The organism is Nostoc sp. (assembly GCF_036917635.1).
GTDB lineage: Bacteria > Cyanobacteriota > Cyanobacteriia > Cyanobacteriales > Nostocaceae > Nostoc.
Genome location: NZ_JBALCW010000050.1, coordinates 1 through 23,784, shown reverse-complemented (window position 1 = coordinate 23,784; position 23,784 = coordinate 1). Strand labels below are relative to the sequence as shown.

General features: G+C 39.0%; 24 protein-coding genes, 1 tRNA gene and 3 pseudogenes. 17 read left to right on the top strand and 11 right to left on the bottom strand.

What is annotated here, in order from left to right:
- Positions 1-300, top strand: a pseudogene (locus tag V7K32_RS13855) (hypothetical protein); the annotation flags it as partial.
- 255 nt (positions 301-555) lie between these two features.
- Here the strand turns inward: V7K32_RS13855 and V7K32_RS13850 are convergent.
- Together V7K32_RS13850 and petP are read right to left on the bottom strand one after the other, a co-directional pair.
- The gene (locus V7K32_RS13850) at positions 556-1,656 is read right to left on the bottom strand and encodes a Get3/ArsA fold putative tail anchor-mediating ATPase NosAFP (RefSeq protein ID WP_334994063.1); all 1,101 of its coding nucleotides are present in this window, start codon (positions 1,654-1,656) and stop codon (positions 556-558) included.
- Positions 1,657-1,776: 120 nt separating this feature from the next.
- Positions 1,777-1,968, bottom strand: coding sequence for a cytochrome b6f subunit PetP (gene petP / locus V7K32_RS13845; protein WP_334994061.1), 192 nt, complete (start codon positions 1,966-1,968; stop codon positions 1,777-1,779).
- Positions 1,969-2,015: 47 nt separating this feature from the next.
- Between petP and V7K32_RS13840 the strand changes: the two genes are divergently transcribed.
- The 14 genes and pseudogenes from V7K32_RS13840 to rfbD all read left to right on the top strand — a co-directional run bounded on the left by V7K32_RS13840 (position 2,016) and on the right by rfbD (position 15,322).
- Positions 2,016-2,258: a hypothetical protein gene (locus V7K32_RS13840; protein WP_334994067.1), complete on the top strand. Its 243-nt coding sequence runs from the start codon at positions 2,016-2,018 to the stop codon at positions 2,256-2,258.
- Between the two features lie 71 nt (positions 2,259-2,329).
- Positions 2,330-2,668: pseudogene (locus V7K32_RS13835) on the top strand (hypothetical protein); the annotation flags it as partial.
- A gap of 235 nt (positions 2,669-2,903) precedes the next feature.
- Positions 2,904-3,749, top strand: coding sequence for an ABC transporter permease (locus tag V7K32_RS13830; protein ID WP_334994059.1), 846 nt, complete (start codon positions 2,904-2,906; stop codon positions 3,747-3,749).
- Between the two features lie 64 nt (positions 3,750-3,813).
- Positions 3,814-5,205, top strand: coding sequence for an ABC transporter ATP-binding protein (locus V7K32_RS13825; RefSeq protein WP_334994057.1), 1,392 nt, complete (start codon positions 3,814-3,816; stop codon positions 5,203-5,205).
- Between the two features lie 152 nt (positions 5,206-5,357).
- Positions 5,358-5,879, top strand: a complete 522-nt coding sequence (locus V7K32_RS13820; protein ID WP_334994055.1) for a class I SAM-dependent methyltransferase — start codon at positions 5,358-5,360, stop codon at positions 5,877-5,879.
- Positions 5,880-5,901: 22 nt separating this feature from the next.
- The gene (locus tag V7K32_RS13815; protein WP_334994053.1) at positions 5,902-6,756 is read left to right on the top strand and encodes a class I SAM-dependent methyltransferase; all 855 of its coding nucleotides are present in this window, start codon (positions 5,902-5,904) and stop codon (positions 6,754-6,756) included.
- Positions 6,757-7,281: 525 nt separating this feature from the next.
- Positions 7,282-8,223, top strand: coding sequence for a glycosyltransferase (locus V7K32_RS13810; protein ID WP_334994051.1), 942 nt, complete (start codon positions 7,282-7,284; stop codon positions 8,221-8,223).
- A gap of 35 nt (positions 8,224-8,258) precedes the next feature.
- Positions 8,259-9,350 carry a glycosyltransferase family 2 protein gene (locus V7K32_RS13805; RefSeq protein ID WP_334994049.1) on the top strand — a complete coding sequence of 364 codons (1,092 nt, stop codon included), beginning with the start codon at positions 8,259-8,261 and terminating at the stop codon, positions 9,348-9,350.
- 161 nt (positions 9,351-9,511) lie between these two features.
- Positions 9,512-10,558 (top strand): glycosyltransferase, encoded by a 1,047-nt coding sequence (locus V7K32_RS13800; RefSeq protein WP_334994047.1) that lies wholly within the window; start codon positions 9,512-9,514, stop codon positions 10,556-10,558.
- Positions 10,555-11,472, top strand: a complete 918-nt coding sequence (locus tag V7K32_RS13795; protein WP_334994045.1) for a glycosyltransferase family 2 protein — start codon at positions 10,555-10,557, stop codon at positions 11,470-11,472. Before V7K32_RS13800 ends, V7K32_RS13795 begins: the two co-directional genes overlap by 4 nt.
- 16 nt (positions 11,473-11,488) lie before the next feature.
- Positions 11,489-12,559, top strand: a complete 1,071-nt coding sequence (locus tag V7K32_RS13790) for a glycosyltransferase family 4 protein (RefSeq protein WP_334994043.1) — start codon at positions 11,489-11,491, stop codon at positions 12,557-12,559.
- A gap of 97 nt (positions 12,560-12,656) precedes the next feature.
- Entirely contained in the window at positions 12,657-13,733 is a 1,077-nt protein-coding gene (locus tag V7K32_RS13785) for a glucose-1-phosphate thymidylyltransferase (RefSeq protein WP_334994041.1), read from the top strand.
- A gap of 116 nt (positions 13,734-13,849) precedes the next feature.
- Positions 13,850-14,395 carry a dTDP-4-dehydrorhamnose 3,5-epimerase gene (rfbC, locus tag V7K32_RS13780; RefSeq protein WP_334994039.1) on the top strand — a complete coding sequence of 182 codons (546 nt, stop codon included), beginning with the start codon at positions 13,850-13,852 and terminating at the stop codon, positions 14,393-14,395.
- A 36-nt stretch (positions 14,396-14,431) separates the two neighbouring features.
- Positions 14,432-15,322 (top strand): dTDP-4-dehydrorhamnose reductase, encoded by an 891-nt coding sequence (gene rfbD, locus V7K32_RS13775; protein ID WP_334994037.1) that lies wholly within the window; start codon positions 14,432-14,434, stop codon positions 15,320-15,322.
- A 417-nt stretch (positions 15,323-15,739) separates the two neighbouring features.
- Here rfbD and V7K32_RS13770 read toward each other — a convergent pair whose 3' ends face one another.
- Positions 15,740-16,480: a 2-phosphosulfolactate phosphatase family protein gene (locus V7K32_RS13770; protein ID WP_334994035.1), complete on the bottom strand. Its 741-nt coding sequence runs from the start codon at positions 16,478-16,480 to the stop codon at positions 15,740-15,742.
- A 474-nt stretch (positions 16,481-16,954) separates the two neighbouring features.
- Here V7K32_RS13770 and V7K32_RS13765 point away from each other — a divergent pair, with 474 nt between their 5' ends.
- Positions 16,955-17,374 (top strand): BlaI/MecI/CopY family transcriptional regulator, encoded by a 420-nt coding sequence (locus V7K32_RS13765; RefSeq protein WP_334782443.1) that lies wholly within the window; start codon positions 16,955-16,957, stop codon positions 17,372-17,374.
- Positions 17,374-18,213 carry a M56 family metallopeptidase gene (locus V7K32_RS13760; protein ID WP_334994065.1) on the top strand — a complete coding sequence of 280 codons (840 nt, stop codon included), beginning with the start codon at positions 17,374-17,376 and terminating at the stop codon, positions 18,211-18,213. The genes V7K32_RS13765 and V7K32_RS13760 overlap by 1 nt, the downstream gene beginning before the upstream one ends.
- Before the next feature lie 286 nt (positions 18,214-18,499).
- Here the strand turns inward: V7K32_RS13760 and V7K32_RS13755 are convergent, their stop codons facing one another.
- The 8 genes and pseudogenes from V7K32_RS13755 to V7K32_RS13725 all read right to left on the bottom strand — a co-directional run bounded on the left by V7K32_RS13755 (position 18,500) and on the right by V7K32_RS13725 (position 23,350).
- Positions 18,500-19,708 carry a hypothetical protein gene (locus tag V7K32_RS13755; protein ID WP_334994033.1) on the bottom strand — a complete coding sequence of 403 codons (1,209 nt, stop codon included), beginning with the start codon at positions 19,706-19,708 and terminating at the stop codon, positions 18,500-18,502.
- 476 nt (positions 19,709-20,184) lie between these two features.
- Positions 20,185-20,319, bottom strand: coding sequence for a multicopper oxidase domain-containing protein (locus tag V7K32_RS28755; RefSeq protein WP_442938737.1), 135 nt, complete (start codon positions 20,317-20,319; stop codon positions 20,185-20,187).
- Positions 20,320-20,485: 166 nt separating this feature from the next.
- Positions 20,486-20,809: an NIPSNAP family protein gene (locus tag V7K32_RS13750; RefSeq protein WP_334994031.1), complete on the bottom strand. Its 324-nt coding sequence runs from the start codon at positions 20,807-20,809 to the stop codon at positions 20,486-20,488.
- Positions 20,810-20,831: 22 nt separating this feature from the next.
- Positions 20,832-21,038 (bottom strand): annotated as a pseudogene (locus V7K32_RS13745) (aminotransferase class V-fold PLP-dependent enzyme); the annotation flags it as partial.
- 61 nt (positions 21,039-21,099) lie between these two features.
- Positions 21,100-21,171, bottom strand: a tRNA-Asn gene (locus V7K32_RS13740).
- A 142-nt stretch (positions 21,172-21,313) separates the two neighbouring features.
- Entirely contained in the window at positions 21,314-21,865 is a 552-nt protein-coding gene (locus V7K32_RS13735; protein WP_190731514.1) for an NYN domain-containing protein, read from the bottom strand.
- A 521-nt stretch (positions 21,866-22,386) separates the two neighbouring features.
- A complete protein-coding gene (locus V7K32_RS13730) occupies positions 22,387-23,064 on the bottom strand; it encodes an ABC transporter ATP-binding protein (RefSeq protein ID WP_334994028.1) in 678 nt (225 codons plus the stop codon).
- Positions 23,065-23,077: 13 nt separating this feature from the next.
- Entirely contained in the window at positions 23,078-23,350 is a 273-nt protein-coding gene (locus V7K32_RS13725) for a hypothetical protein (RefSeq protein ID WP_012410874.1), read from the bottom strand.
- Positions 23,351-23,784: the final 434 nt, after the last annotated feature.

Genomic DNA, 23,784 nt, shown 5'->3' with positions numbered 1-23,784 from the left:
GACGGTACACCTGATATCGTCTGGCGCAACAAGGCAAGCGGCGAGAACATGATTTGGCAGATGAAGGATGACTTCACCCTGGAAACCGACCACTTTATTACTCAGATAGCTGATCCAAACTGGCAGATTGCGGGCGTTGCTGATCTTGGTAGCGACAGAACACCTGAGATCCTCTGGCGTAACAAGCAGACGGCGGAGGAAGTGATCTGGGAAATGAATGGCTTCAGCTATGCACAAACCGATCAACTCCCTGACGTGATCGATCCCAATTGGAGCGTGAAGCCTTTTGTGGCAGCTTAGATACTTCTGAACAGATCCATCGGATAGAAACTAAGTCTCCTTACCAGGCAAAGCAATAGCCGCATGATCGTGCGGCTACTGCTTTGTCTATGTCCACTGGGGTCTAAGACCGTGGCACGTCATCCAGGTAGGTGTAGTGACCTCCATGACAACTCAGTCCTCCAATCCAAAGGTATCTAATAATTTTTTCTTCCCAGGTAGGCTGAATTTTCGCTCTGCGGAGTTCTTTTATTCCCCATGCCCCATTCCCATACCTTAAAACGAAATTATCAAATAATTATTTTGAAACTTTGCTCCAGCAACAGGTCTGCCGCTCAAAGTCGGGGGTAAAGGAATATTGCGCCGATGGTCTCCTGCTTCTACCGTGACTTCTGGCCCATATTGGGTGAGCTTAACTTGCTTTTTGTCAAAACCTGGCAAGAATAGGCGTACTTGACGATTCTGGATGTCTATTTCAATTGGTTTGGGAGCTTGTAGAGCTTGTGCTTCAAAGTTGGGTAAAGCGTCTATGAGTGGTTGCCACTCACCTGTAGGCGAGTCGGGAACAATGCTCACAGGTAGGGGGATAAATTCCTCCGATAGGTTGACATTGCTCTCATTAGATACAAAAAGAACACCACCAACAGTTAAACCAATTTGTTGAGCGCTACCCCACAAATAACGAGTATTTGCGACCTCAATGGGATCTTTTGTGGTAACTAAGAAAGCAGCAAGACGCTTGGGATCAGCAAGAGCGGCTCTCCCCTTTTCTAATAAATTATTGACTTGGTTAGTGGGGCCTGCAAAGTTATCTGCTGTCCAGTTGATATTGAAAAAGCTGCTAATTAGCGGCTGAATCAAGGGTGATTCAGTAATCGTTTTCCCCAAATCGGAGTTGACAAACAATTGCCGAAATCGCCGGATATACCAACTGATAGATTCTGGCAAACCCAACATTCGCAACGTTAAAGAGTCACCTGTGCCATCGTAGACGATCGCATCATATTTACCACTGCCATCATATTCGCGGATAGCATTTAGGGCTAGGGCGTTGTCCATCCCCGGCAATACTACCAGTTCTTGACCAAAAACGTCTTTGAATATGGGTGTGCGGAGATATTGCGCCTCAAGTTTCTTCACTTCGTCCCAGTTGCGTTCTAGTAGTACAGATGCTTGAAGCTGGACTACTTGCAAATTGGGAGCGATTTCCTGGGGATCGGCTGCAATGAAAGTACCGAGCAGAATTGACAATGTTGGTTCTGCTTGTCCTGCTAGGAGTACGCGCTTGCCTTGACTTGCCAATAATTTGGCGGCGGCGATCGCAATTTTGGTACGAGCGGTGCCGCCTTTGCCCAAAAATGTCAATATTAGAGCCATTATTTGATTCCTATTTTCACCGCCGGTCTTTTCAACTCCAACTTAGCACTCAACAAAGAATTTCAGCCTGTGCAATAAATTTTAGATACCAAGAAAAACCCGGTTCTGAGTTTTTCACAACTACACAGGTTTAATTTCATCTTCAAAAAACCAAGTGGAAGTGTTGTCCTCAAACAGCACCACTACACCGATTCCAGCACCATCGGTGACTTTGTAGCCTTGGATGATACCTACTTGCCCTAGTTTTTTTACAACAGGGGCAGAAACGCGATCGCGCAAACGAAACACTTTAACCTTTTGTCCGATTTCCATGCCTGATTACAATTCAGATAAACCTTCGTCTAAGTGTAGCGGAATCCGTGACTCTGCTCTCACAAATTCAGCAAAGAAGAGGGAGAGCAGTATCTAGTGCTAGCCAGCAGCAAGACCTACGCTTAAGTTACGTCATTTGGCAAGAAGGGGTTGATCCATTTTTAGTACTAGTTGAATTACTTTCACCAGGTACAGAACAAGAAGACTTAGGAAAAACACTGCCAGAAGTCAACCGACCCCCAACAAAGTGGGAAGTATATAGCGGTTCTCGGTTCAGTGAGGTACAATAACCCCACCCCCAACCCCCTCATCGCTTGCGATGAGGGGGCTATGATGTACCTCATCTGGTTAGGAAACGCTATATGAACACATTTTGCGGGTTCCCTACTACGTTGTCTACGATCGCTATGAAAATCGTTTGCGTGCTTTTCAACTCATAGGCACTCGCTACGAGGCAATATCTTTACCAGATAACCGCTTATGGTTGGAAGAGTTAGAACTAGGATTGGGTCTTTGGCAAGGTTCTTACCAGCAGACAACAGGTTTGTGGTTGCGTTGGTATAATGCAGCAGGTTGGGTATCAACGCGAGGAGAAAAAGCTGAACAAGAACGGCAACGGGCTGAACAAGAATATCAAGGAGCAGAGCGATTGGCAGAGTATTTGCGATCGCAGGGAGTTGATCTAGATAGCTTAAATTAAGCAAAAACTCGCCACCTTAAAAGTAAAGTAGTGTTGCCAACTGGATTTATATTGGTAGGAAAAGTACACTTGACAATAGCCGATTTTACGATCACCAAAACAATTCAATTACTATATTCTAGATTATAGTAATAATGATGTATTCTGCATGTAACACAAAATTGTTTTCATCGCTATAAAGCTTTATAAAAAAATCAGCGTTTAAGTATCAAAAAATTAATATTTTTTACAAACAATGCGATCAATCGTACGTAATTCAGGGAATATAAGGCGTAAATTGCCGATAAATAAAAAGTTTTGGGCAAAGTTTGACTTGCTGAGAACCTTAGTGCGTCGGGATTTAGAGGCGCGTTATAAAGGTTCTGTTTTAGGCAATTTGTGGCCTTTGCTAAATCAGCTATCACAATTACTGATTTACACTTATGTCTTTTCGGTCGTGTTAAAGGTAAAGTTAAGTGTGAAAACTTTACCAGAAAATAACTTTACCTTTGGTTTGTGGCTATTTGCGGGATTAGTGCCTTGGATTGCTTTTAGTGGTGGTTTGAGTCAGGCTGCTAGTTCTGTAATCGGACACCCAAATTTAGTCAAGAAAGTGGTGTTTCCTCTGGGATTATTACCTCTAGTCCCAATCTTATCAACGTTTATTGAGAGTTCCTTGGGTTTAATGGCCTTGATTTTTTTTGTGGCGGTAACTTCACATACTTTACATACTACCTTGGCGTTATTACCCTTGGTATGGTTAACGCAGTTATTATTAACGGCAGGATTGGGCTATTTAGCAGCAGGACTAACAGTATTTTTGCGAGATATCCCGCAGACTTTAGGGGTGATTTTAAATATTTGGATGTATTTGACACCAATTATTTATCCAGCCTCAGCAATACCAGAGAAATGGCGGGGATGGGTATTTTGGTTAAATCCGATGACAGCGATCGTTGAAGGATATAGAGATTTAATTTTAGTAGGAGAAGTTAAACATTGGGGCGAGTTAGGAGTTTCTTCACTAATTGCGTTAGTAATTTTTTGTAGCGGATTGTGGTGTTACCGTCGCTTGCGTCCAGCTTTTGCAGATGTCTTGTAAGGACAAGAAGTATAAATGCCATAATTGTCTTTGAGTTATAGTGTGTGAGGATTGACAGCAAAATATGGGACAAAAAATTGCAATTTCTCTGAAGAATGTATCTAAATGTTTTAAAAGGTATGCTCGTCCTGTAGATCGACTCAAAGAAATTTTGTTACCAGGGAAAAGTAGAGCAGATGAATTTTGGGCGCTGCACGATATTAACTTGAATATTCCCAAGGGAGAGACTGTGGGAATTATTGGTCAAAATGGTTCTGGCAAAAGTACACTACTGCAAATTATTGCTGGAACTCTTACTCAAACTAAAGGTGATGTAAAAGTTAATGGTCGAGTTTCTGCATTGCTAGAGTTAGGAAGTGGATTTAACCCAGAGTTTACCGGACAACAAAACGTATTTTTTAATGGACAGATACTCGGCTTAAGTAAAACAGAACTTGAACAAAAATTTGAAGAAATAGCCGCATTTGCAGATATAGGAGACTTTATTGATGAGCCTGTTAAAACTTATTCTAGCGGTATGTTTGTCCGCTTGGCATTTGCAGTAGCGATTAATGTAAATCCGGAAATTTTGATTGTAGATGAAGCTTTGTCTGTAGGAGATGGCGTATTTGTACATCGCTGCATGGCAAAAATTAAAGATTTTCAAGACTCTGGTGGAACTATTTTATTTGTGTCTCATGATATAGCATCTGTAAATCGTCTTTGTTCAAGTGCTATTTGGATTAATCATGGTCAAATCATTGAAAAAGGTACTCCAATAGATATTAGTAAATCATACCAAGCCTGGGTATATGAAAAAATAAATGATGGAATCAGAAATAAGACAGAACGCTTAAGTGATTCACAAGCCGATATAGAAATAATCAAAAATTCCGAAGGAAACATAGAAGTTAAATCGGATAAATATATAGAAAATTTAAATCAAAATTGTTTTACTAATAAAGAATTCCTGGCGTTCCCGACAGTTAAGAGGTTTGGTACGGGACGTTGTGAAATTTTAAGCTTAGAAATTTTGAACGACGAAGGGAAAAAAACAGGTTTTGTTATGCCTGATGATACTTTGATAATCTCCACGAAAATTGTCAGTCACGACCATGTTGAAAGTCCAATCTTTGGTATTACAATGTATGACAGATTAAGAGTACCAATTGCTGGATGGAACACACATCAGTATAAGCATCCATTACCAAAATTTGAAAAAGAAAAATTGATTAGTGTGAGTTTTAACATAAAATGGCCTCATATTAAAAGTGATACTTATTCACTTGAACCAGCCATAGCTGATGGTAGCCAGGAAAGCCATGAAATGATGGATTGGTTGCAGGCGCCTGTGGCTATAGAGTCGGGAGTTACCGATTTAACTTTTGGTTTTATTCGATTTACCCAAGTTACTGTTTCCCATGAAGTCGATATTTTCTTAAGAAATCACTTATTAACAAATACCTTAACAAAATGATTTGTTCTTGTTGCGGTTCTAGTAACTTAAAAGCTGGCGGTGTTCTGTGGAGAGAATTAATTGATGAATGGCGTATTGCACCTTATGAAGTCGAATATATTAACAAACAGCAAGGTCTACATTGCATAAACTGTAAGTCTAACTTACGCTCAATGTCATTAGCTAAAGCAATAATGAGATGTTTTGGTTGTACAGGTTTTTTTAAAGATTTTGTGAAACATAAAAAAAACCAAAACTTACAAATACTAGAAGTTAATGAAGCGGGGAGTTTAACAAAGTTTTTGGTCGAAATACCTGGTCATACTTTAAAAGTATATCCAGAAATAGATATGATGAATATGAATATTGCAAATATGACTTTTGATTTGGTTGTTCATTCGGATGTTTTAGAACACATCAAGCATCCTATTCGAGGTTTATCGGAGTGCTACAGGGTATTAAAGCCTGGGGGATATTGTGCTTTCACTATACCGATGATTGTTGATAGGCTAACTATTTATAGAGAAGGTATGCCTGCAAGTTATCATGGTTCTCAGGAAAATCAACCAGATTTTGTAGTTCATACAGAATATGGGTGTGACGCTTGGAAGCACGTAATCCAAGCAGGATTTTCAGAGTGTCGGCTATTCTCTGTTGACTATCCTTCTGCACAAGCGTTAGTAGCAGTAAAGTAATTTTATAAGGTTGATAGGAAGTATGGAATTTACAGGTGAGAGATACGTTCCTTCTCTAAATGGTCAAATTAAATATGAGCATCTACATCGATATGCTCTATGTGTTGACTATGTAGCTGGTAAACATGTATTAGATATTGCTTGTGGCGAGGGATATGGTTGTGCATTGCTCGCAAATGCAGCTAAGTCAGTTGTTGGAGTTGATATCAGCTCTGAAGTTGTAGAGTATGCCACTAATGAGTATAGTACTTATAATAATGTAAGATTTATAGTAGGTTCGTGCGACTCAGTACCACTACCTGATAATTCAATTGACGTAGTAACATCTTTTGAAACAATCGAGCATCACGATAAGCATGAAGAAATGATGCAGGAGATTAAGCGAGTTCTTAAGCCGGATGGAGTATTAATTATTTCCTCTCCTAATCGCTTAACTTATTCAGATGAACCGAAATATTCTAATCCATTTCATGTCAAAGAGCTTTACTATGATGAATTAGCAGCCTTATTGAGACGTTATTTTGGTTATGTTGAGATTTATGGGCAAAGAATAGCTATAGGTTCTTTCATCTTTAAATTAGAAAATTCAAAAGCAAATATTTTTAAAGCTTATACAACAGACAGTAAGAAAGTCGAGCAAAAAGTTTCTAGTTTAAATGCACCCATTTATTTTTTTGCAATATGTTCCAACAAGAGTTTTACTACTAAGCCAGAGATAGATTCAGTTTATATTGATAACCAGGATGATTTGTTAAAGTTGATGGAAATAAGTAGGCATCAAACTGGCGAAGTTTTAGAGCGATCGCAATTTCAATTGCAACAGACTCAAGCTCAATTTGAGCGATCGCAATCTCAACAGCAAGATAATCAGACATAATTGGAGCGATCGCACTTTCAATTGCAACAGACTCAAGCTCAATTTGAGCGATCATACTTTCAGTTACAATCAACTCAGGTAGAATTAGAACTTTGTCAACAGTTAATTATAGCAATGCAGAGCAGTAAATTCTGAATATTACAAAAAATCTCGTTCCGACTAAAAGGGCTATTGGGATTGAAAAAAGATAAATCAATAAAATTGTAATTTAATATACCAAAAACTGATACGCAAACTTATAATTTTCTCTTAATAAAGGTAAATATAAAAAATAACGATGCTTATCATACGAATTTACAACTATACCAACTTTAGATATAATTCGATAGTTTAAATCAGTAAAAGAGAAAAATAGTAATTATAATTCTAGATTCAATAAATATAAAGATAAATTCGCGTAAGTGCAATATATAAAACTTAATTCTAGAACTTACGATAGTTTTTTTAATTTATAAATAATCATAAGATTAGCTAATAACTTAAAATTAACCCATAGGTTTTCGCTATTATTACAGAAATAGAAAAATGTCAAAATCTCAAAATATAAATGCAGTTAGGTTATTTATCACATCGTTAGGTAATCAGTTTATGACTGAAATTGCCGAAATATTTGCTGAAGGCTTTAAAAAAAGCGGTCTTTCAGTCGAATTGCTTGTGGATAAAATACCTGCGACAAAGGTAGAAGATAATTTAATTCAAATTGTCATTGCTCCTCATGAATTTTACCCGCTATATATCGAGAAAGCCTTATCTACATCAAAAGTTTTAAAAGTTACTAAAAACGTTTATCTTTTAAATGTTGAACAACCAGGTAGTACTTGGTTTGAAATTGCTTATAACCCAGCTAAATATGCTAAAGGTGTATTTGATATAAATCAACAAGGAGTTCAAGAATTTAATAAACGCGGTATTCCAGCTATTCACACTCCTTTAGGTTATGAAGATTTATTTTTTAAAGCAGAAAATAAGACTGACTTATCAAAACCAATAGATATTTTATTCCTCGGTTCTCATTCACCCAAACGAGAGATGTTTTTATCTAAAAACGCTGATTTTTTTAGTCAATATAATTGTCATTTTATTATGACAAGAATCGATAAACCAAACTTGAAAACCACTCCTGGGTTTTATTCAGGGAATAAGCGAAATGAATTATTATATTCTAGTAAAATTATACTAAATATTCACTTTGCTCATAGAACTTATTTTGAATGGCATCGGGTTTTAATGGCTATTAGTAATCATTGTCTCATAATTTCTGAACAAAGTGATTATATTGAACCCTTAGTGAATGGAAAGCATCTCGTGATGAGCGCAAGTGAAGAGATTATTGAACATTGTAAGTATTATCTAGAAAATGAAAATGCTAGATGTCAAATTACTAAAGAAGCTTATGATTTTGTTATAACTAATTACACTGCACAGATCGTTTGTAATTCTTTAATCGATAAAATGAATAGTTTATAATATTTTAAACTACTTGAAAAATTTTGAGGTAAAAAATGCAGTTTGATAGTTTAGAGGTACGTAGAAATTCCTTAATTAGCCGTTTACAAGTAGCCAAATTATCGGAATTTTTAGGTCATAATCCTTGGGTGTATGAAGTAAACTCTGCATATAAAGAATCTACAGCACCGTGTGTAACTGTAGTAATCACACTATTTAACTATTCTGAATACATACATGAATGTTTAAATAGTATCTGTAAATCTAAGGTTTCTGGTTTACCACAAGGATTTGACATTTTAGTGGTTGATGACTGTTCAACAGATAATTCTCAAAACCTAGTTAAGCAATATCTTGCTGAGTCTGACATTCCAATTTGTTTAATTAGTAAAGCTTTCAATACTGGTACAAGTGATGCTAGAAACATAGGACTAAAACTTGCTCGCGCACCCTATGTGTTTATGATGGATGCTGATAATTGGATTTACCCTAATTGTTTAACCACGTTATACAATGCGATCAAAGATTCTAATTATGCAGCTACTTACGGCATAATCAATAAATTTGAAAATGTAACTAAACAAGGATTAGGCTTTCTTTCATGTTATGAGTGGGATGTCCGGGAATTAGTCAGAGCACCATATATTGATGCTATGGCAATGTTTAATAAAGAAGTTGTTATTAAACTAGGTGGCTATTCCACTGAATTAATTGAATATGGCTGGTATGGATGGGAAGATTACGATTTATGGTTAAAATTAGCAATGTCTAATTATAACTGTAAACTAGTTGCCAAAATTGTAGCATCTTATAGACATCATGCTACTTCTCAAATTCATACTACTAGTAAATATACAGCAAATATGGCAAAATATTTTCATAAAAAGTTTTCCTTCTTAATAAAAAAATACGATGATTTGGATAAAGTTTTTGGATTTCTAGTTAATGCCGAACTGGAGGAAACACAAATAAATTTGGAAACAACTCATACTGAATTGGAGAAGTTAAATGCTCAGGTTAATCTGGCAAAATCAGAAATTTATAGCTTAAAAACCATAATTGTAGCAATGGAAAGTAGTAAGTTTTGGCAAATGAGAAAACTATGGTTTAAATTTAAGAAAATGATTGGTTACGGACAAAATGAGTAAATACAAGTAATTATGCTCAAGCATTTAGGAAACAAACTAATCTCAAACTGACTAAATAATTATTCCCAACTACTAGTTTAGGAAAAATTTGTTAAAGTCCTGCCACCCGTTTTGCTTTTTGAGATCAAAAAAATATTTTTTGAAAAGTTGCACATCTTGTTATGTCAAACTTAGTAAATTCAATTCAATTGCAGGGTTCAGAAAAAATTGGTATTGTTTTAGCGACATATAATCCTCATCTTGAATATTTTCATAAACAAATCCAGTCAATTCAAAACCAGACTTGGAGGAATTGGGTTTGTCATATTGTCGATGATTGCTCTCTGCCTAAATATCAAGCTGAAATTAAAAAAACTATTGATAATGATTCACGATTTATTTGCCATTTTCATAGCGATAATCTTAAGCATTATTACAATTTTGAACGGGGTTTACAATACTGTATTCAAGACCCTACAATTACAGCGATCGCCTTTTCAGATCAAGATGATATTTGGGAAGCAGAAAAATTAGAAATATTGCTAGCAGAACTACGTTCTAAGCAAGTGCTTTTGGTTCATTCTGATCTGAAACTTATTAATAGTCAGGACGAAACTATTCATCCTTCTACTTGGGATTTTGAGGGACGTAATCCTGAAAAAGCTACAGTAGAATTGTTATTACTTCGCAATGTGGTGACAGGATGCTCTTTATTATTTTGTACTTCTCTGATTCCCTATATTCTTCCATTCCCCAAACATGAATTTGGTTGGCATCACGACTGGTGGGTAGCTTTGGTTGCAATTAAAAAAGGTAAAATCGCCCATCTTCGGCAACCATTAATCCGTTATAGGATTCACAATTCTAATACAGTTGGTGTAGTCCAAGATGCTGGAAAGATATACACTGAATTTATAGTATGGACTAGAAATAAATATCGAATTACGGGTAAAAGCTATTTATTTCATTATAACTTGAGTAAAGCACTTGCTGATCGTTTTCAAAATGAAACTAATTCAAGCTTAATTAATCCTTTTGATACTCTACGATTAGATTTTGGTTTAGGAATTCTCAAGCTTTGCTACCAAAGTTGGCAAAACAGATACGGTTCTGAAGGTATAGCTCTAAGAATTTGGATTATTAAGGTTTTGTTTGATATTAAAAAAATTAAAAATTATATATTTAAGTTTTTGTCAATATCTCAATATAATAATATCCAAAACAAATGACTCAACAGCAACCTATTTCTGTGTCGATTATTTTAGTTAACTATAATGGAGCAGAAATTTTAGCAGATTGCTTAAATTCTCTAGAAAAATTTATTGATATACCTAACTATGAAATTATCGTTGTAGATAATGCCTCTAGTGATAGTAGTGTTAAATTAATTTCAGAAAATTTTCCCGAATTTAGACTACTTAAACAAGCTCAAAATAGCGGTTTTGGAGCAGGAAATAATGCAGGTGTAAAAGTTGCTACTGGAGAATTTTTATTTTTATTGAATACTGATACTGTACTTACTAGTAATATTTTACCCCATCTAATTGAGTTGATGCAAGCAGATCCACAAGTAGGAATTATTGGGCCAAAATTGCTAAATCCAGATGGTAGTTTACAAATTTCTGTTTCGCCAGCATTAGGAATCAAAGGGGAATATCAAGCTCGTAAGATGCATCGAGATTATTTAAATATCTCACAGCAAAATTTAATTGAGCAGAAATTCCAAGAAATTCAAGAAGTCGATATTGTTGTAGGGGCTGCTTTTTTTATTCGCTCAAGTTTATTTCATGAATTAGGTGGATTTGACGAAAATTTTTTCATGTATTTTGAAGAATCAGATTTATGCCAAAGAGCGCAGTATCAAGGATATAAAATTATGTACACCCCTCATGTATCTTTGATTCATTTGAAAGGATACTCAATTCAAAAGGCTGCAAACACAATGAGTATAGAATATAGGCGTAGCCAGATTTATTATTACCAAAAGCATCGTCCTTGGTGGGAACAAATTATATTACGCATATATCTTTTTTATAAGTTTTTTGCTGAATTTATAATTACAAATAATCCTAACAGTTGGAAAGTTCTGGTTTTGTTATTTACTTTTAAAAAATCTGCTGTTCAAGGAACTTTATCTAATTAATATAAATAATTTGATTATGCCTATTTTAGGAAATTTATCTTTCGCTCCAACTAAACCGACAGGTTGGTTAAGTTATAGTCTGAATTTATTTAAAGAGCTAAAAACCTTAGATATTGACGTTTTAAGTCCAATTGAAATTTCTGGTATTAAACGTCATCCGTCACCACCAGATATAACAACAGATTTTGGTATTAAAGGGCATTTAAAGCGTCTGCTATGGACGCAATTTAAACTGCCAAATCTTTATCGGCAGATGAAGTCTACATTATTATTTTCTCCTATCCCAGAGGCTCCTCTATTTTCTTCCTGTTCTTATGTTGTTACTGTTCATGATTTAATTCCTTTAAGATTTCCACAATGGTTTTCTATAACGCAACGGCTTTATTGCAGCTATTATATTCGTGCTGTAATACAACAATCAAAGCACGTTATTTGTGATTCAATCGCAACATCTGAAGATTTAAGCAAATTTTTAGAAGTTACCGAGGACAAAATAACTGTGATTCCACTAGCGTATGACAGCGAAAAGTTTCATTTTTTGAATTTACCAACGCAAAATTATTTCCTTTATTTAGGAAGGCATAATCCTCACAAAAATCCTGAACGTTTAATTACCGCCTTTGCTGCGTTACCTAACTGCAAAGACTATGAACTGTGGTTAGCAGGGCCAAGCGATCGCCGTTATACCCCAACTTTAAAAGCGCAAGTTGCAGAACTAGGTATAACTAATCAAGTAAAGTTCCTAGACTATATTCCTTACAGCGAATTGCCAAAAATCATCAATCAAGCGATCGCTCTGGTTTTCCCCAGTCTCTGGGAAGGCTTTGGTTTACCAGTCCTGGAAGCAATGGCTTGTGGTACTCCCGTCATTACTTCCAATCTCTCCTCTTTACCAGAGGTTGCTGGAGATGCGGCGATTTTGATCGATCCCTACAACACCAAAGAAATTACAGAGGCGATGGAGGCGATCGCAACTGATTTGGACTTGCGATCGCGCCTTTCTAGCCTAGGTATCACTCACTCCCAAGAATTCAGTTGGGAAAAAACAGGAAAAGCAACCGTCGAAGTCTTATCCCGCTATCTATAAAAGATAAACTAACGCCAGAATTAGATACCAGAATTTGGGATTTTGTGGAGATTTCAGATTATCTTGACTAATGGCTTCTAATTAATCCTCAATTCTTATGAAAGCACTAATTCTTTCTGGCGGTAAAGGTACACGCTTACGCCCCCTCACTTACAGTGGAGCAAAACAACTTGTACCAGTTGCGAATAAACCTGTTTTATGGTATGGGATTGAAGAAATGGTCGCTGCTGGTATTACTGATATTGGCATCATCATCAACCCGGAAACTGGGAAAGAAGTCCAAGGGAAAACCGGAAATGGAGAATACTTTGGAGCGAACATCACCTACATTGTACAAGACCAGCCAGCCGGACTTGCTCACGCCGTCCTAGTCGCCCGTCCGTTTTTAGGAGATTCTCCCTTTGTGATGTACTTGGGCGATAACCTGATTCAATTAGGTGAGTTACGTTATTTTCTACAACAATTTATCCAACAACAGCCAGATGCTTTGATTCTCTTACGTTCAGTTGCTAACCCTAGCGCCTTTGGTGTGGCTGAGGTTGATGAAACCGGACGGGTATTACAGTTAATTGAAAAACCCAAAGTTCCTCCTTCAAATCTGGCATTGGTAGGGGTTTATTTCTTTTCTCACCTCATCTATGATGCGATCGCAAATATCCAACCTTCCGCCAGAGGCGAACTAGAGATTACTGATGCTATTCAATACCTAATTAATCAGGAAAAACAAGTTTTAGCCTATAATCTCAAAGGTTGGTGGTTAGATACTGGTAAAAAAGACGACTTATTAGAAGCCAACCGATTGATTCTCGACACCTATCTGACAGCATCAGTTTTTGGCGAAGTCGATGCCCAAAGTCAGATTATTGGGCGAGTCAAAATCGGTGCAAAATCTAAAGTAATTAACTGTACAATTCGGGGGCCAGTAATCATCGGTAGCAATTGTCATTTAGAAAACTGCTTTATTGGGCCTTATAGTAGTATTGCCAACAATGCCACACTCATTGATACCGATTTAGAACACAGCGTGATTTTAGAAGGTGCTAAAATTGCTGGAATTCATCAGCGTATTATTGATAGTGTGATTGGGCAACGCGCCCAATTGACTCTTGCACCCCGTCGTCCCAAAGCCTTACGATTTCTAATTGGCGATGACTGTCAAATTGAACTAACGTAATTTACTTATTAAAAACAAGACAAGCCACAGTTGAAGCGTTACCTGTTAGCTGTAAAATACAAGCATTAAATTACTCTCACAATTAACACTGTGGCGGGTTACTCGAAATAATATTGATGAGCATTGTACATACAAAAATTCCGGAAGTTATACAACTTGAACCCCAAGTATTTACAGACGATCGCGGGTTCTTTTTTGAAGCCTACAACGACCGAAAATTTGCTCAAGAGACTGGTATTGTCGCCAACTTCGTCCAAGACAACCACTCCTACTCTAAACAAAACGTTCTGCGGGGATTGCACTACCAAATCCAACAACCCCAAGGTAAACTTGTCCGGGCTATTGTTGGCACTATCTTTGACGTAGCCGTAGATATTAGAAAAAGTTCGACTACCTTCGGGAAGTGGGTAGCTTATGAACTCAGTGCTGAGAACAAACGCCTGTTGTGGATACCACCAGGCTTTGCTCACGGCTTTCTCGTGCTTTCAGAAATAGCAGAAGTTCTCTACAAAACTACAGATTACTACGCACCCCAAGGCGATCGCACAATTCTATGGAACGATCCAGATTTAGCTATAGATTGGCCTTTGAGTGCGCCACCAATTTTATCAACTAAAGACGAAGCCGGGAAATCTTTGAGAACTGCTGAAGTATTTGATTAAGCTTGATGATTGCCTTAAGCTCAATAACTAATTAGGATGAGTAAATCAATTTTGCTGATTGGTAGCAACGGTCAAGTGGGTAAGGAACTGCAACAAATACTCCCAGACTATGGCAATATTATCTCAGTAGAACGCCCAACAGTAGACCTTGCCCAACCCGATACCCTCCGCAACGTTATCAGATCAAAACAGCCGCAAATCATCATTAACGCTGCTGCTTACACTGCTGTAGACAAAGCAGAAAGCGAACCAGAACTTGCTAGCGCTATTAATGCGATCGCACCCCTAATTATTGCCCAAGAAAGCCAAAAATTAGGAGCTTTTCTAATTCATATTTCCACCGATTATGTTTTTGATGGTAATCGGTATCGCCCTTACCAGGAAACCGATGCAACTAATCCTTTAAGTATTTATGGTAAAACCAAACTTGCTGGAGAAGAAGCAATTCGGGAAACTTGCGCCCATCACCTCATCCTCCGCACTGCTTGGGTTTATGGAACCTTTGGTAAAAGTAACTTTGTCAAAACCATGCTGCGACTAGGTGCAGAACGCCAAGAACTCTGTATCGTCGCCGATCAAATAGGTAGCCCAACTTGGGCGCAAGATATAGCCACAGCCATAACCCAGACAATTCCCCAGTTAACCCCAGAAATTAGTGGTAGTTATCACTACACTAATAGCGGCATTGCTAGCTGGTATGACTTTGCCGTTGCGATTTTTGAAGAAGCCCAACAGCTAGGCTTCCCTTTGAAAATTGAACGTATTGTCCCCATTACAACCGCCGAATATCCCACACCAGCCCGTCGCCCTGCTTATTCAGTTCTTGCTTGTGAAAAAATCTCAGCAATTTTAGAAACACATCCGCCCCATTGGCGCCAAAGACTCCGGCAAATGCTTAAAGATTTGAAAATTGGGCATGGGGCATAGGGTAGGGCTATTTCAGCCTATACATAAACCGCCCAGAACTAAAGTTCTTTGGCTTTTAGCTAAAGTCCGTTAAAACCGACTAGAACATGAGTCTCAGTCATCTTTAGATGAATGAGTGCTATTAGACTCAGAATTCATTCTGAGGCGGGCTAGATGAGAATGAAATAGCCCTAGTGCATAGGGCATTATTAATTAAGTTTATGAATAAGGGGAAAAGGTAAAAACCTCGCCCGCAAGTGGCGCGAAATAATCCGCATCATCACAACGTAGGTCGAAACCCCACCCCTAGTGTCGGGCTTAGTTTAATTAAGAAAAAGCGTTCGCAGAGGGTGCCGGAGGCAAGAGTGTGAATTGTTTCATTCCCTATTCCCCATGCCCCCAATCCGCACTTGGTGGGGACGTCGAGTTCCCCATTCCCTATTTACTTTGACTTTTCAAAACTCCCGTTTCATGTTGTATGGGCAAGACATCTAAAATATCAGTTTGGGAACAATATTTTAAATCTTCATGACAGTCGAGACGCAACAATCGTTGGCCGTGACTAGCTTGGTGAAGTAATCCCAATAAGTTATCTTGCCATTGAGAGTAAAGAGCGATCGCACTAATTACTTCATCATTACCAGCTAATTCTTCTGGCGACAATTGTGTATGCTGTAAAAGACTATGAGCGATCGCACCTGCACAAACTGTATCCTCTAAAGAAAAACTGCCTTCCCAACCAGAACCGACAATCCACACTGTCTCAGGTTGCAACTTTTGAAGAAATTGCACCACCGCCGCCCGGTTAATCAAGGCTGCTGCTAATAGATTTGGGGAGTCTTGTACCCGTTGTAAGGCACGAGTGCCATTGGTGGTACTGATAAATAAGCGACGCCCTTGGACTAATTCTGGTGTGCAGTCGAGGGGAGAGTTACCCAACTCAAAGCCAGCTACTTTCGCGCCACCGCGTTCTCCAGCCCGCAGACGTTTTTCGGCAGGCCATTTTTCGCTAACTTCAATTAACTGATCTAAATCGCTGAATACTTGTACAGCTTCGCCTCCAGCTGCCAAAACTGTCGCAATTGTGCTAGTGGCTCGCAAGACATCGACTGCGATCGCACATTCTGGCGCTTTACCCGTTGGAGTCAATTCAGGAGTGTGGTATACGAATAGCTTCACGCGCTGGATACACCTAGTTTAATACTACTGTCGCAAATAACATTCTACCTAGTTGGTGTCACTAACTATAATCTCAATTTTTCCCAGAGCCTTTTTTACCATCAAAAAGCAGAATGTATGTAATTTACATAAATGGGAGTGGGGAGTAGGGAGTGGGGAATAAATCTGAATTTTCCCCTTTAGAGCATCGGGAAGGGGGTTAGCTTTTCGAGATGAGGTGAAAAGCCAGAAAATAAATTCGCTCACTAGGGGCGGGGTTTTAACTAAATCTTAAGAGTTCCTAATCCCTAATAAATATTCAAAAAGCCCGTTTTTATGCCTTTAGACTTTCAGACTTGCTGCACTATCTTGTAATGTAAAACAAGAACACACCTTCTAAAAGCGGAAAAGGTTAAAGCGCAAAGGAACGGATATTCACTCATTTTCCACTCCCCATTCCCCATTCCCCATTCCCCACTCCCCATTGAAATTGCTATGGCACCTTTACCCGACTACCGCCCTAAACAACTATCTTTAGGCCCATTGGAAGCGGAAATTTTAAATATCATCTGGGAACTTGGTTCAGCCACAGTAAAGGATGTACACGATCGCATTCTGGCTGACCCCAACCGCGAATTAGCGTATACTTCTGTCACCACTGTCTTACGTCGCCTCACTGATAAAGGTTGGCTAGCCTGCGATAAGAAGGAGCGAGCCTTCTATTGGCGGCCAATGCTGAGTAAACAGCAATCAGATGTGATCAAAGCTCACGAGCAGTTACAGCGATTTCTGGCGGTGGGGAACCCCGATGTTGTCGCAGCCTTTGCCGATAGCTTAGATGAAGCAGCCAGTGAACAAATAGCAGCGATCGCCAAACGTATTCAATCTGCACGCCAAGCCAGGGAGGAAAAATGATGCATCTAATGATGATTTTGAATGCTTTGGCAGTTGCCTGGTGGTTAAGATCCGCTTGTAATCAAGCCCAAGGCAATTGGAGTATGCGATGGGGGCGATCGCTATTTTTGTTTCTCTTCCCGCCCTTGTTAATTTTCATGACTGCGATCGCTGTGCTGTTTATGGGACCCCAAGGACAAATGGGTGGGATGTACACAGGCTCAGTCAGCTATTTACTAGCATTAATTTATTTGGCATTTTTTGCCATTTCATGCATTAAACTCGCCTTTCAAGGTTGGCAGTCTGTGGAATCTGCTCGTAACTGTCCTCTAATAAATTTGGGGGATAAACGAGCCAGGTTACTGCAAACGGGGGCGTTGTTTGCCGGTCAAATTGGTTTTTGGCAACCAGAATTAGTCGTTAGCCAGGGTTTACTGCAAACTCTCTCACCAAATCATTTAGAAAGCGTCTTAGCCCATGAGCAAGGGCATCACCATTACAGGGATACATTCTGGTTTTTTTGGCTGGGTTGGGTGCGTTCCTGCACCGCTTGGTTGCCGAATACAGAGCCTTTGTGGGAAGAACTTTTAGCTTTGCGCGAACTCCGTGCTGATGGTTATGCAGCATTGCAGGTAGACCCTTTAGTGTTAGCAGAATCACTTTTATTAGTAGTTAGTACCAGCCCAGTATTATCAGAAATTTGCTGTGCTGCATTGGGTTCCTCTGGCGTAGATCGGTTACAACAAAGAATAGAAGCCCTATTAGCACCTCCAGAAGCAACCCAAGCCTCTCAATTTGAATCTTGGCATGGTTTTCTTCTAGCCTTATTGCCTTTAGTAGCTGTAATATTTCATAGTTAACTTGAATTTATAAAGCTATAGCAATACTATTTTATTTGTGAGAATTGAAGGCCAAAAAATCCCCAACTTCCTTGAGAAATCGGGGATTTGTGCTAACTAAACTCGCGCAATTATTCGAGTTTTAAGCAAAAGCGATCGCTTGAAAACTTCTTCTAAATGCAGATAACGGTAACATTAGTGGAGTATCTTAACACACTCTCATTTCCTGAGCCGCCTGCGGAAACTGGTTTCAACCTGATTATTTATTCTCCCACCAATATTGTCTGTTTATTTCCGCTCTGCTGTACTAGACCATCAATTTCATATCCTCAGCCAATTGTATTATATCCGCTAGACCCGTACCACCTGTTATATCGGGAAATGTTGTTATATCGGGAAATGTTAGCCCAAGCGAGTCAGGTTGTGTTTGATTCTGTTCTGCCGTAGTAAGGTAGAATCGGTAATTAGTATTCTCTGCTTGACCTTGAATCTGTATATAATAAGTTCCTGGATTTAATGAAATGCTTTGAGTTGCTTGAGATATACTACTATTTTGATCGTTACCAGTATTAGAAGCAGTATTAGAAGCTAAAATCTGACCGCTTGCATTAAGCAGTTGTTCACTGATGCTCCCAGAAAAGCTAAATTTATCTATCGTAACAGTACTAGGTTGATTTAAAGTGAACTGATAGTAGTCATTAGGATCGGATGAACCCACATGTTCTGATACTAGAGTAGAATTTGAACCTATCGTCAGTTGGCGAGCAGTGTCTAATGTGTTGCCAGCGTATTCACTCGCAGCCTGACGTCCTTCAGAGGCACCATATAAACTAAAGTGTTCGACTAAATTGATGCCTTTCAAAGAAGCCAAATCGGGATTATTTGCTTTATAGAAACCAGCATCAAAATAGGGTGAAGATTTACGCCCTTCATTTATCCCATTAATTTCAAAGTCCTGCAACAACTGATTGTTGTTCAAATTAGCTAAGTCTTGGTTGTTAGTACGATAGTAGTTAAAGTCAAAATAGGGTGAAAACTCACGCCCTTCGTTTATCCCATTGATTTCAAAGTGGTTTAAAAGTTGAGAATTATTTAGACTTGCCAGATCAGAGTTAAGGAACTGATATTGTGCAAAATCGAAAAGTGGATCAAAGCTACGACCTTCAGTAATACCGTTGTTTTCCAGATGATTAAATAATTGCTCGTTGTTCAAGCCTGTAAGGTCATTGTTTGTAGCACGATAGTAGTTAAGGTCAACCAATGGAGAGAAACTGCGTCCCTCAGCTACACCATAATTCTCTAGATGATTCAACAGTTGGCTGTTGTTGAAGTCTGCCAGGTCAGAATTGCTAGACCGATAAAAATTTAAATTAATCAGTGGTGAGAAAGAACGGCCTTCATTTAAACCATAAGCCTCGAAGTGTGATAAAGCTTGAGCATCATTTAAACCAGCTAAGTCAGTATTAGCACTACGATAGAAATTGGCATCAAATACACTTGATAAACTTAGGGACATATCACCAAACTTCCTAATATAAAGTATTTGTACTCTTAATTTTACGTCAGTTCGACCAAGTTAAAAAAGCATTGATACTTAGTTTAATAACTCCCGGTTCGCCCATTTTTTAGGGAGTTAGGAAAACTAGATAAGCTGTTATGTATACATCTTGCACAATCAGGGCGCTCATGTTGCCCACCCCACAACCATGTTGAAAAAATATTAGTGCAAATTAAAGGCGCAACAGCTTAGTCAAAAGTATATCTAAGGGCATATTGCCAAAAAGACTCAATTAGGTATATCTTCGCAATTATGGCTACTGAACCTATAATTACAAACGAAGAAGTCGATGATATACCTTATACCTATACTTCTAACTCAAATAGAGCGTATGGGCGTACAACAGCTAATCGATAAACACTTTCCGACACACCTGCTTAATTGTTAACCGAGAACTATTGGGAGCTATTGTAGAGTGGCTACGGCAGTCGAACTCAGCTTTGGTTGACTTGAATTTTTGCCATCATACCTCTGTCTTCATGCCCAAGGATATGGCAGTGATAGACAAAAGTACCTGCGATACTCGATCCTATGTTGAGCGCCCCGGAAATCCATTCGGAGTTTAACATGAGGGTAGGGAGTATTAGGATTTCGATTCCAGCTAGGCAGGTCGATCGTGTCCCGTAATATCCCGATTTCATTCGGAGCGGAACTTTCTAAAACCAAAAAGTGGATCTGGTGGATTGCCTAATTTGCGATCGCGTGGCTTCACAAGTCCCTCAGTAAATAGTCAGCTTATCTCCTAAGGGTAATATCACCTAAAACTGGGCGCATAAACGATCGTTCATAACTAATAATACACTTTGTTCGACGGGCAAATTCGTATGCTTCCTGACAAGCTGGATCTTGCTGGGACTCTATCCGGTATTGCTCGTATGCTGCAAGGCTGGAAAAACTGAACAGAGCTACGGCAATATTATTAGCTCCTTCATGTGGAAGAAAGTACCCGTGATGCTTTCCACCGAATTTTTCCACCAACGGAATCCACATACGTCCATATACTTCAAAATCCGAAATTCTATCAGGGTCGATAACGTAGCGTAAATAGCAAGTAATCATATCAATTTGCTTTCATGGCAAAAAAAGGAATTTTTGCTACCATCCGCACACCAGTGCGACTAGCAATAAAATCAAGTGCATTGCGGCAAGCATTGTATTCGTGGTTGGTGGTAAGTATTTCATCCTCTGTTGAAAACGTGAGCCACCTTAACACCTAATTCCCAGTGGTCGTTGCATTTGGGACAAATACAAAATCCTAGACATCCGCACCGACAGAAGTCGTCAGTTTTATCCTTGTATTACCAAAATACATGACGGATAATCCAAAATCTAGAATTAAAAATTTAAAACTCCCCAGGCTGGATTCGAACCAGCGACCAATCGATTAACAGTCGATCGCTCTACCACTGAGCTACTGAGGACCACTCACAATTTATAATCTTAGGGCTAAAAAGAGGATTTGGCAAGTACTTTCGCTAATATTTTTTTTAGATGCTTAATTATAGAATTTTTGCAGCCAAAATCCATTCAGAAACTTAAGCAGAGACTTTTAAATATTAATATCTACTGTAATCCCATTCGTAATTCAGCCAGACGCTGCCGCGCTTTAGCATCAATAGCATTAGCTAAAAACCTACTCTTAGATTGTTTGCGCGTATGATATTTCTGTCGCATCCGGCAGACGGTAGCTTCCACTTCCCCACAGAGTTGTTGTGCCGATAACCATTCAGCCCCATACCCCTGTATCATCAACTGCTGTGCCCGATCTGATGTAGCAACAATTACACGAGAAATCAATGATTGGGCTATTTGCTGGCGCATAGACGCACAGGATTTTTCAATATAAGTATCTGCTGTCTGTCCAAAATCAGTGTAATAAACTGATAAAAGCTCAGTAATTATTTCTTTATTACTAGAGGAGTTCTGATATTGGGCATCAAAAACTATTTGAGTTGCATAACCTTGAAACGCACTATAACCCGTCATCGCTTCCACAAGTTCACCCCGTGCTGCCTCTAGTCCAACACTATCACGCGTTTTTTTAAGGCAAGGCCAAGCGCCAATTATATTGTAGCCGTCTACTAACAAAACGGCTTGGAGTAAGGAACGGGGCATGGTTTTTAATCACAATTTTCTAGAGTTAACAAAATTCATTCATAAGTTTTATAATAATTGATGCATAGTATGTAACACTATGCTACACAAAATAAAAAATACGACAGCCTCATAAAACTAAAACCTAAGACAGACGTACCAAATTAAAATGCGCCTTTGTTTTAACCCACATTCCGCACTTCAAAATGTATTATCTATCTTTTCAATAAAAATTCCTAATAATGTTCAAATTATTAAGTATTAATATTGAATACCATTGGCGATTTATGTTGTTGATTTAACCATTTTTTTCCACCTATGGGAAATCTACGCATATTACACGATGAAGTGCGGAAAGTCGGTTTTAAAAAGCGCGTTGCAGTTGTTTTTCAGTAGTAATAAAAACGAAGAGTGCTGAGTTAAAAGACCACCTATAAAGGGTGGAGGATGTACGACTATGAAAGCCTAAATACTTTTTACTTTACTCAGCACTCAGCACCGGCTCAACGCCCCGCTATCCATGTACAGCACTCAGCACTAAATTAAGAGGCTTCGCTGTGTACCTCCATTAGACGTTGTTTGAGGCGTTGAGGTTCACCCCTATCTACCAGAGAGCCTTTTTCAAGCAAGAAAGCGCCGTCAGAGTAATTTAACTCATCTAATCGATGTGTTACCCAAAGGGCTGTAATACCTCGACTTTTGACAAGGCGGCGCACACCAGCCACTAAATCCAACTGGCTATCTGGATCTAGTAAGGCAGTGGGTTCATCTAATAATAAGACTTCACAGCGACGGGCGATCGCACCTGCGATCGCTACTCGCTGTTTCTGTCCCCCAGAGAGTGCGTAGATAGGGCGTCGTAGGAGAGTAAGCAAATTCACTGCTCCTAGCGCCTCCTCAACCCTAGCTCTGCTGGCAGCAGGTGGTAACTTTTCTTCCACCAATCCAAAAGCCACATCAGCACCAACCGTTGGCATCACCAGTTGATGATCAGGATTTTGGAAGACAAAGCCAACGGGGTGCAAAACCCGAATTTCCCCAGACTCAGGAGCTAATAGCCCCGCCAGCAGTCTAAGTAACGTTGATTTCCCACTACCATTTGTACCCAACAGCATCCAAAACTCGCCCTTGGGTACTTCTAAAGAGCAAGATTTGATAACTTTCTCTCCATTAGGCCAACTGAAATTTAAATCCTTGACCTCAATGCCCACTTGAGCCATTTGTCAACCTTGGTTACTCAGCAGCTACAGCGAAAAACCCAGGTGGCCTACCACCACCAGGGGTCGTACCATCTTTCTGAACAATCTGCACCCCAGAAATTTCACTAGCGCGGACAGCAATTTTTTTCTCTGTTTTGCCTTCGCACTTGAGTTCCACAATGTCAGGGTTACCAGAGCGTATTGCTGCCAAAATCAGTTGATAGACAGCCTCAGCATCCTCTGCTGACTTGCGTTGTACAGAGATAGGGAAAGCAGTGTTTCTGATGCTTAAATCGATGGTAAACATTTAGCAATAATCAAATTTAACTGTGGACTCATTTTAGCGTCAGCTGACTGATTCTAGGGAAATGGGCTTTGGGCATGGGAAAGAGGCTCCAGGGGCGCTGCTCTTGCTGAGAGAAAAACTCATCTCGCTCATCTCCCCACCTCATCTGGAGCAAAAATTAATTTTTATTACAAAACCCCTAGAAAAATTAGCGATTTACACCTAATATGATTAAAGGTATGTAAAAAATTGTAAACTTGGTTAACAACCCAGTTAAATTTCTGCTTATAGATGACTTTTGTATAGGCATCTATAATACAGATACAACCTGTACTTATAAACATTTGGAGATTTGCTCTAATGACCATCGCAGTTGGACGCGCCCCTAGTAGAGGGTGGTTTGACGTTTTAGACGACTGGCTCAAGCGCGATCGCTTCGTATTCGTAGGTTGGTC

Bases quoted from the DNA above. Each gene is read 5' to 3' on its own strand.
- V7K32_RS13850 (WP_334994063.1), bottom strand. From the start codon at position 1,656: ATGGCTCTAATATTGACATTTTTGGGCAAAGGCGGCACCGCTCGTACC.
- petP (WP_334994061.1), bottom strand. From the start codon at position 1,968: ATGGAAATCGGACAAAAGGTTAAAGTGTTTCGTTTGCGCGATCGCGTT.
- V7K32_RS13830 (WP_334994059.1), top strand. From the start codon at position 2,904: ATGCGATCAATCGTACGTAATTCAGGGAATATAAGGCGTAAATTGCCG.
- V7K32_RS13825 (WP_334994057.1), top strand. From the start codon at position 3,814: ATGGGACAAAAAATTGCAATTTCTCTGAAGAATGTATCTAAATGTTTT.
- V7K32_RS13820 (WP_334994055.1), top strand. From the start codon at position 5,358: ATGTCATTAGCTAAAGCAATAATGAGATGTTTTGGTTGTACAGGTTTT.
- V7K32_RS13815 (WP_334994053.1), top strand. From the start codon at position 5,902: ATGGAATTTACAGGTGAGAGATACGTTCCTTCTCTAAATGGTCAAATT.
- V7K32_RS13810 (WP_334994051.1), top strand. From the start codon at position 7,282: ATGTCAAAATCTCAAAATATAAATGCAGTTAGGTTATTTATCACATCG.
- V7K32_RS13805 (WP_334994049.1), top strand. From the start codon at position 8,259: ATGCAGTTTGATAGTTTAGAGGTACGTAGAAATTCCTTAATTAGCCGT.
- V7K32_RS13800 (WP_334994047.1), top strand. From the start codon at position 9,512: ATGTCAAACTTAGTAAATTCAATTCAATTGCAGGGTTCAGAAAAAATT.
- V7K32_RS13795 (WP_334994045.1), top strand. From the start codon at position 10,555: ATGACTCAACAGCAACCTATTTCTGTGTCGATTATTTTAGTTAACTAT.
- V7K32_RS13790 (WP_334994043.1), top strand. From the start codon at position 11,489: ATGCCTATTTTAGGAAATTTATCTTTCGCTCCAACTAAACCGACAGGT.
- V7K32_RS13785 (WP_334994041.1), top strand. From the start codon at position 12,657: ATGAAAGCACTAATTCTTTCTGGCGGTAAAGGTACACGCTTACGCCCC.
- rfbC (WP_334994039.1), top strand. From the start codon at position 13,850: ATGAGCATTGTACATACAAAAATTCCGGAAGTTATACAACTTGAACCC.
- rfbD (WP_334994037.1), top strand. From the start codon at position 14,432: ATGAGTAAATCAATTTTGCTGATTGGTAGCAACGGTCAAGTGGGTAAG.
- V7K32_RS13765 (WP_334782443.1), top strand. From the start codon at position 16,955: ATGGCACCTTTACCCGACTACCGCCCTAAACAACTATCTTTAGGCCCA.
- V7K32_RS13760 (WP_334994065.1), top strand. From the start codon at position 17,374: ATGCATCTAATGATGATTTTGAATGCTTTGGCAGTTGCCTGGTGGTTA.
- V7K32_RS13755 (WP_334994033.1), bottom strand. From the start codon at position 19,708: ATGTCCCTAAGTTTATCAAGTGTATTTGATGCCAATTTCTATCGTAGT.
- V7K32_RS28755 (WP_442938737.1), bottom strand. From the start codon at position 20,319: ATGTTAAACTCCGAATGGATTTCCGGGGCGCTCAACATAGGATCGAGT.
- V7K32_RS13750 (WP_334994031.1), bottom strand. From the start codon at position 20,809: ATGATTACTTGCTATTTACGCTACGTTATCGACCCTGATAGAATTTCG.
- V7K32_RS13735 (WP_190731514.1), bottom strand. From the start codon at position 21,865: ATGCCCCGTTCCTTACTCCAAGCCGTTTTGTTAGTAGACGGCTACAAT.
- V7K32_RS13730 (WP_334994028.1), bottom strand. From the start codon at position 23,064: ATGGCTCAAGTGGGCATTGAGGTCAAGGATTTAAATTTCAGTTGGCCT.
- V7K32_RS13725 (WP_012410874.1), bottom strand. From the start codon at position 23,350: ATGTTTACCATCGATTTAAGCATCAGAAACACTGCTTTCCCTATCTCT.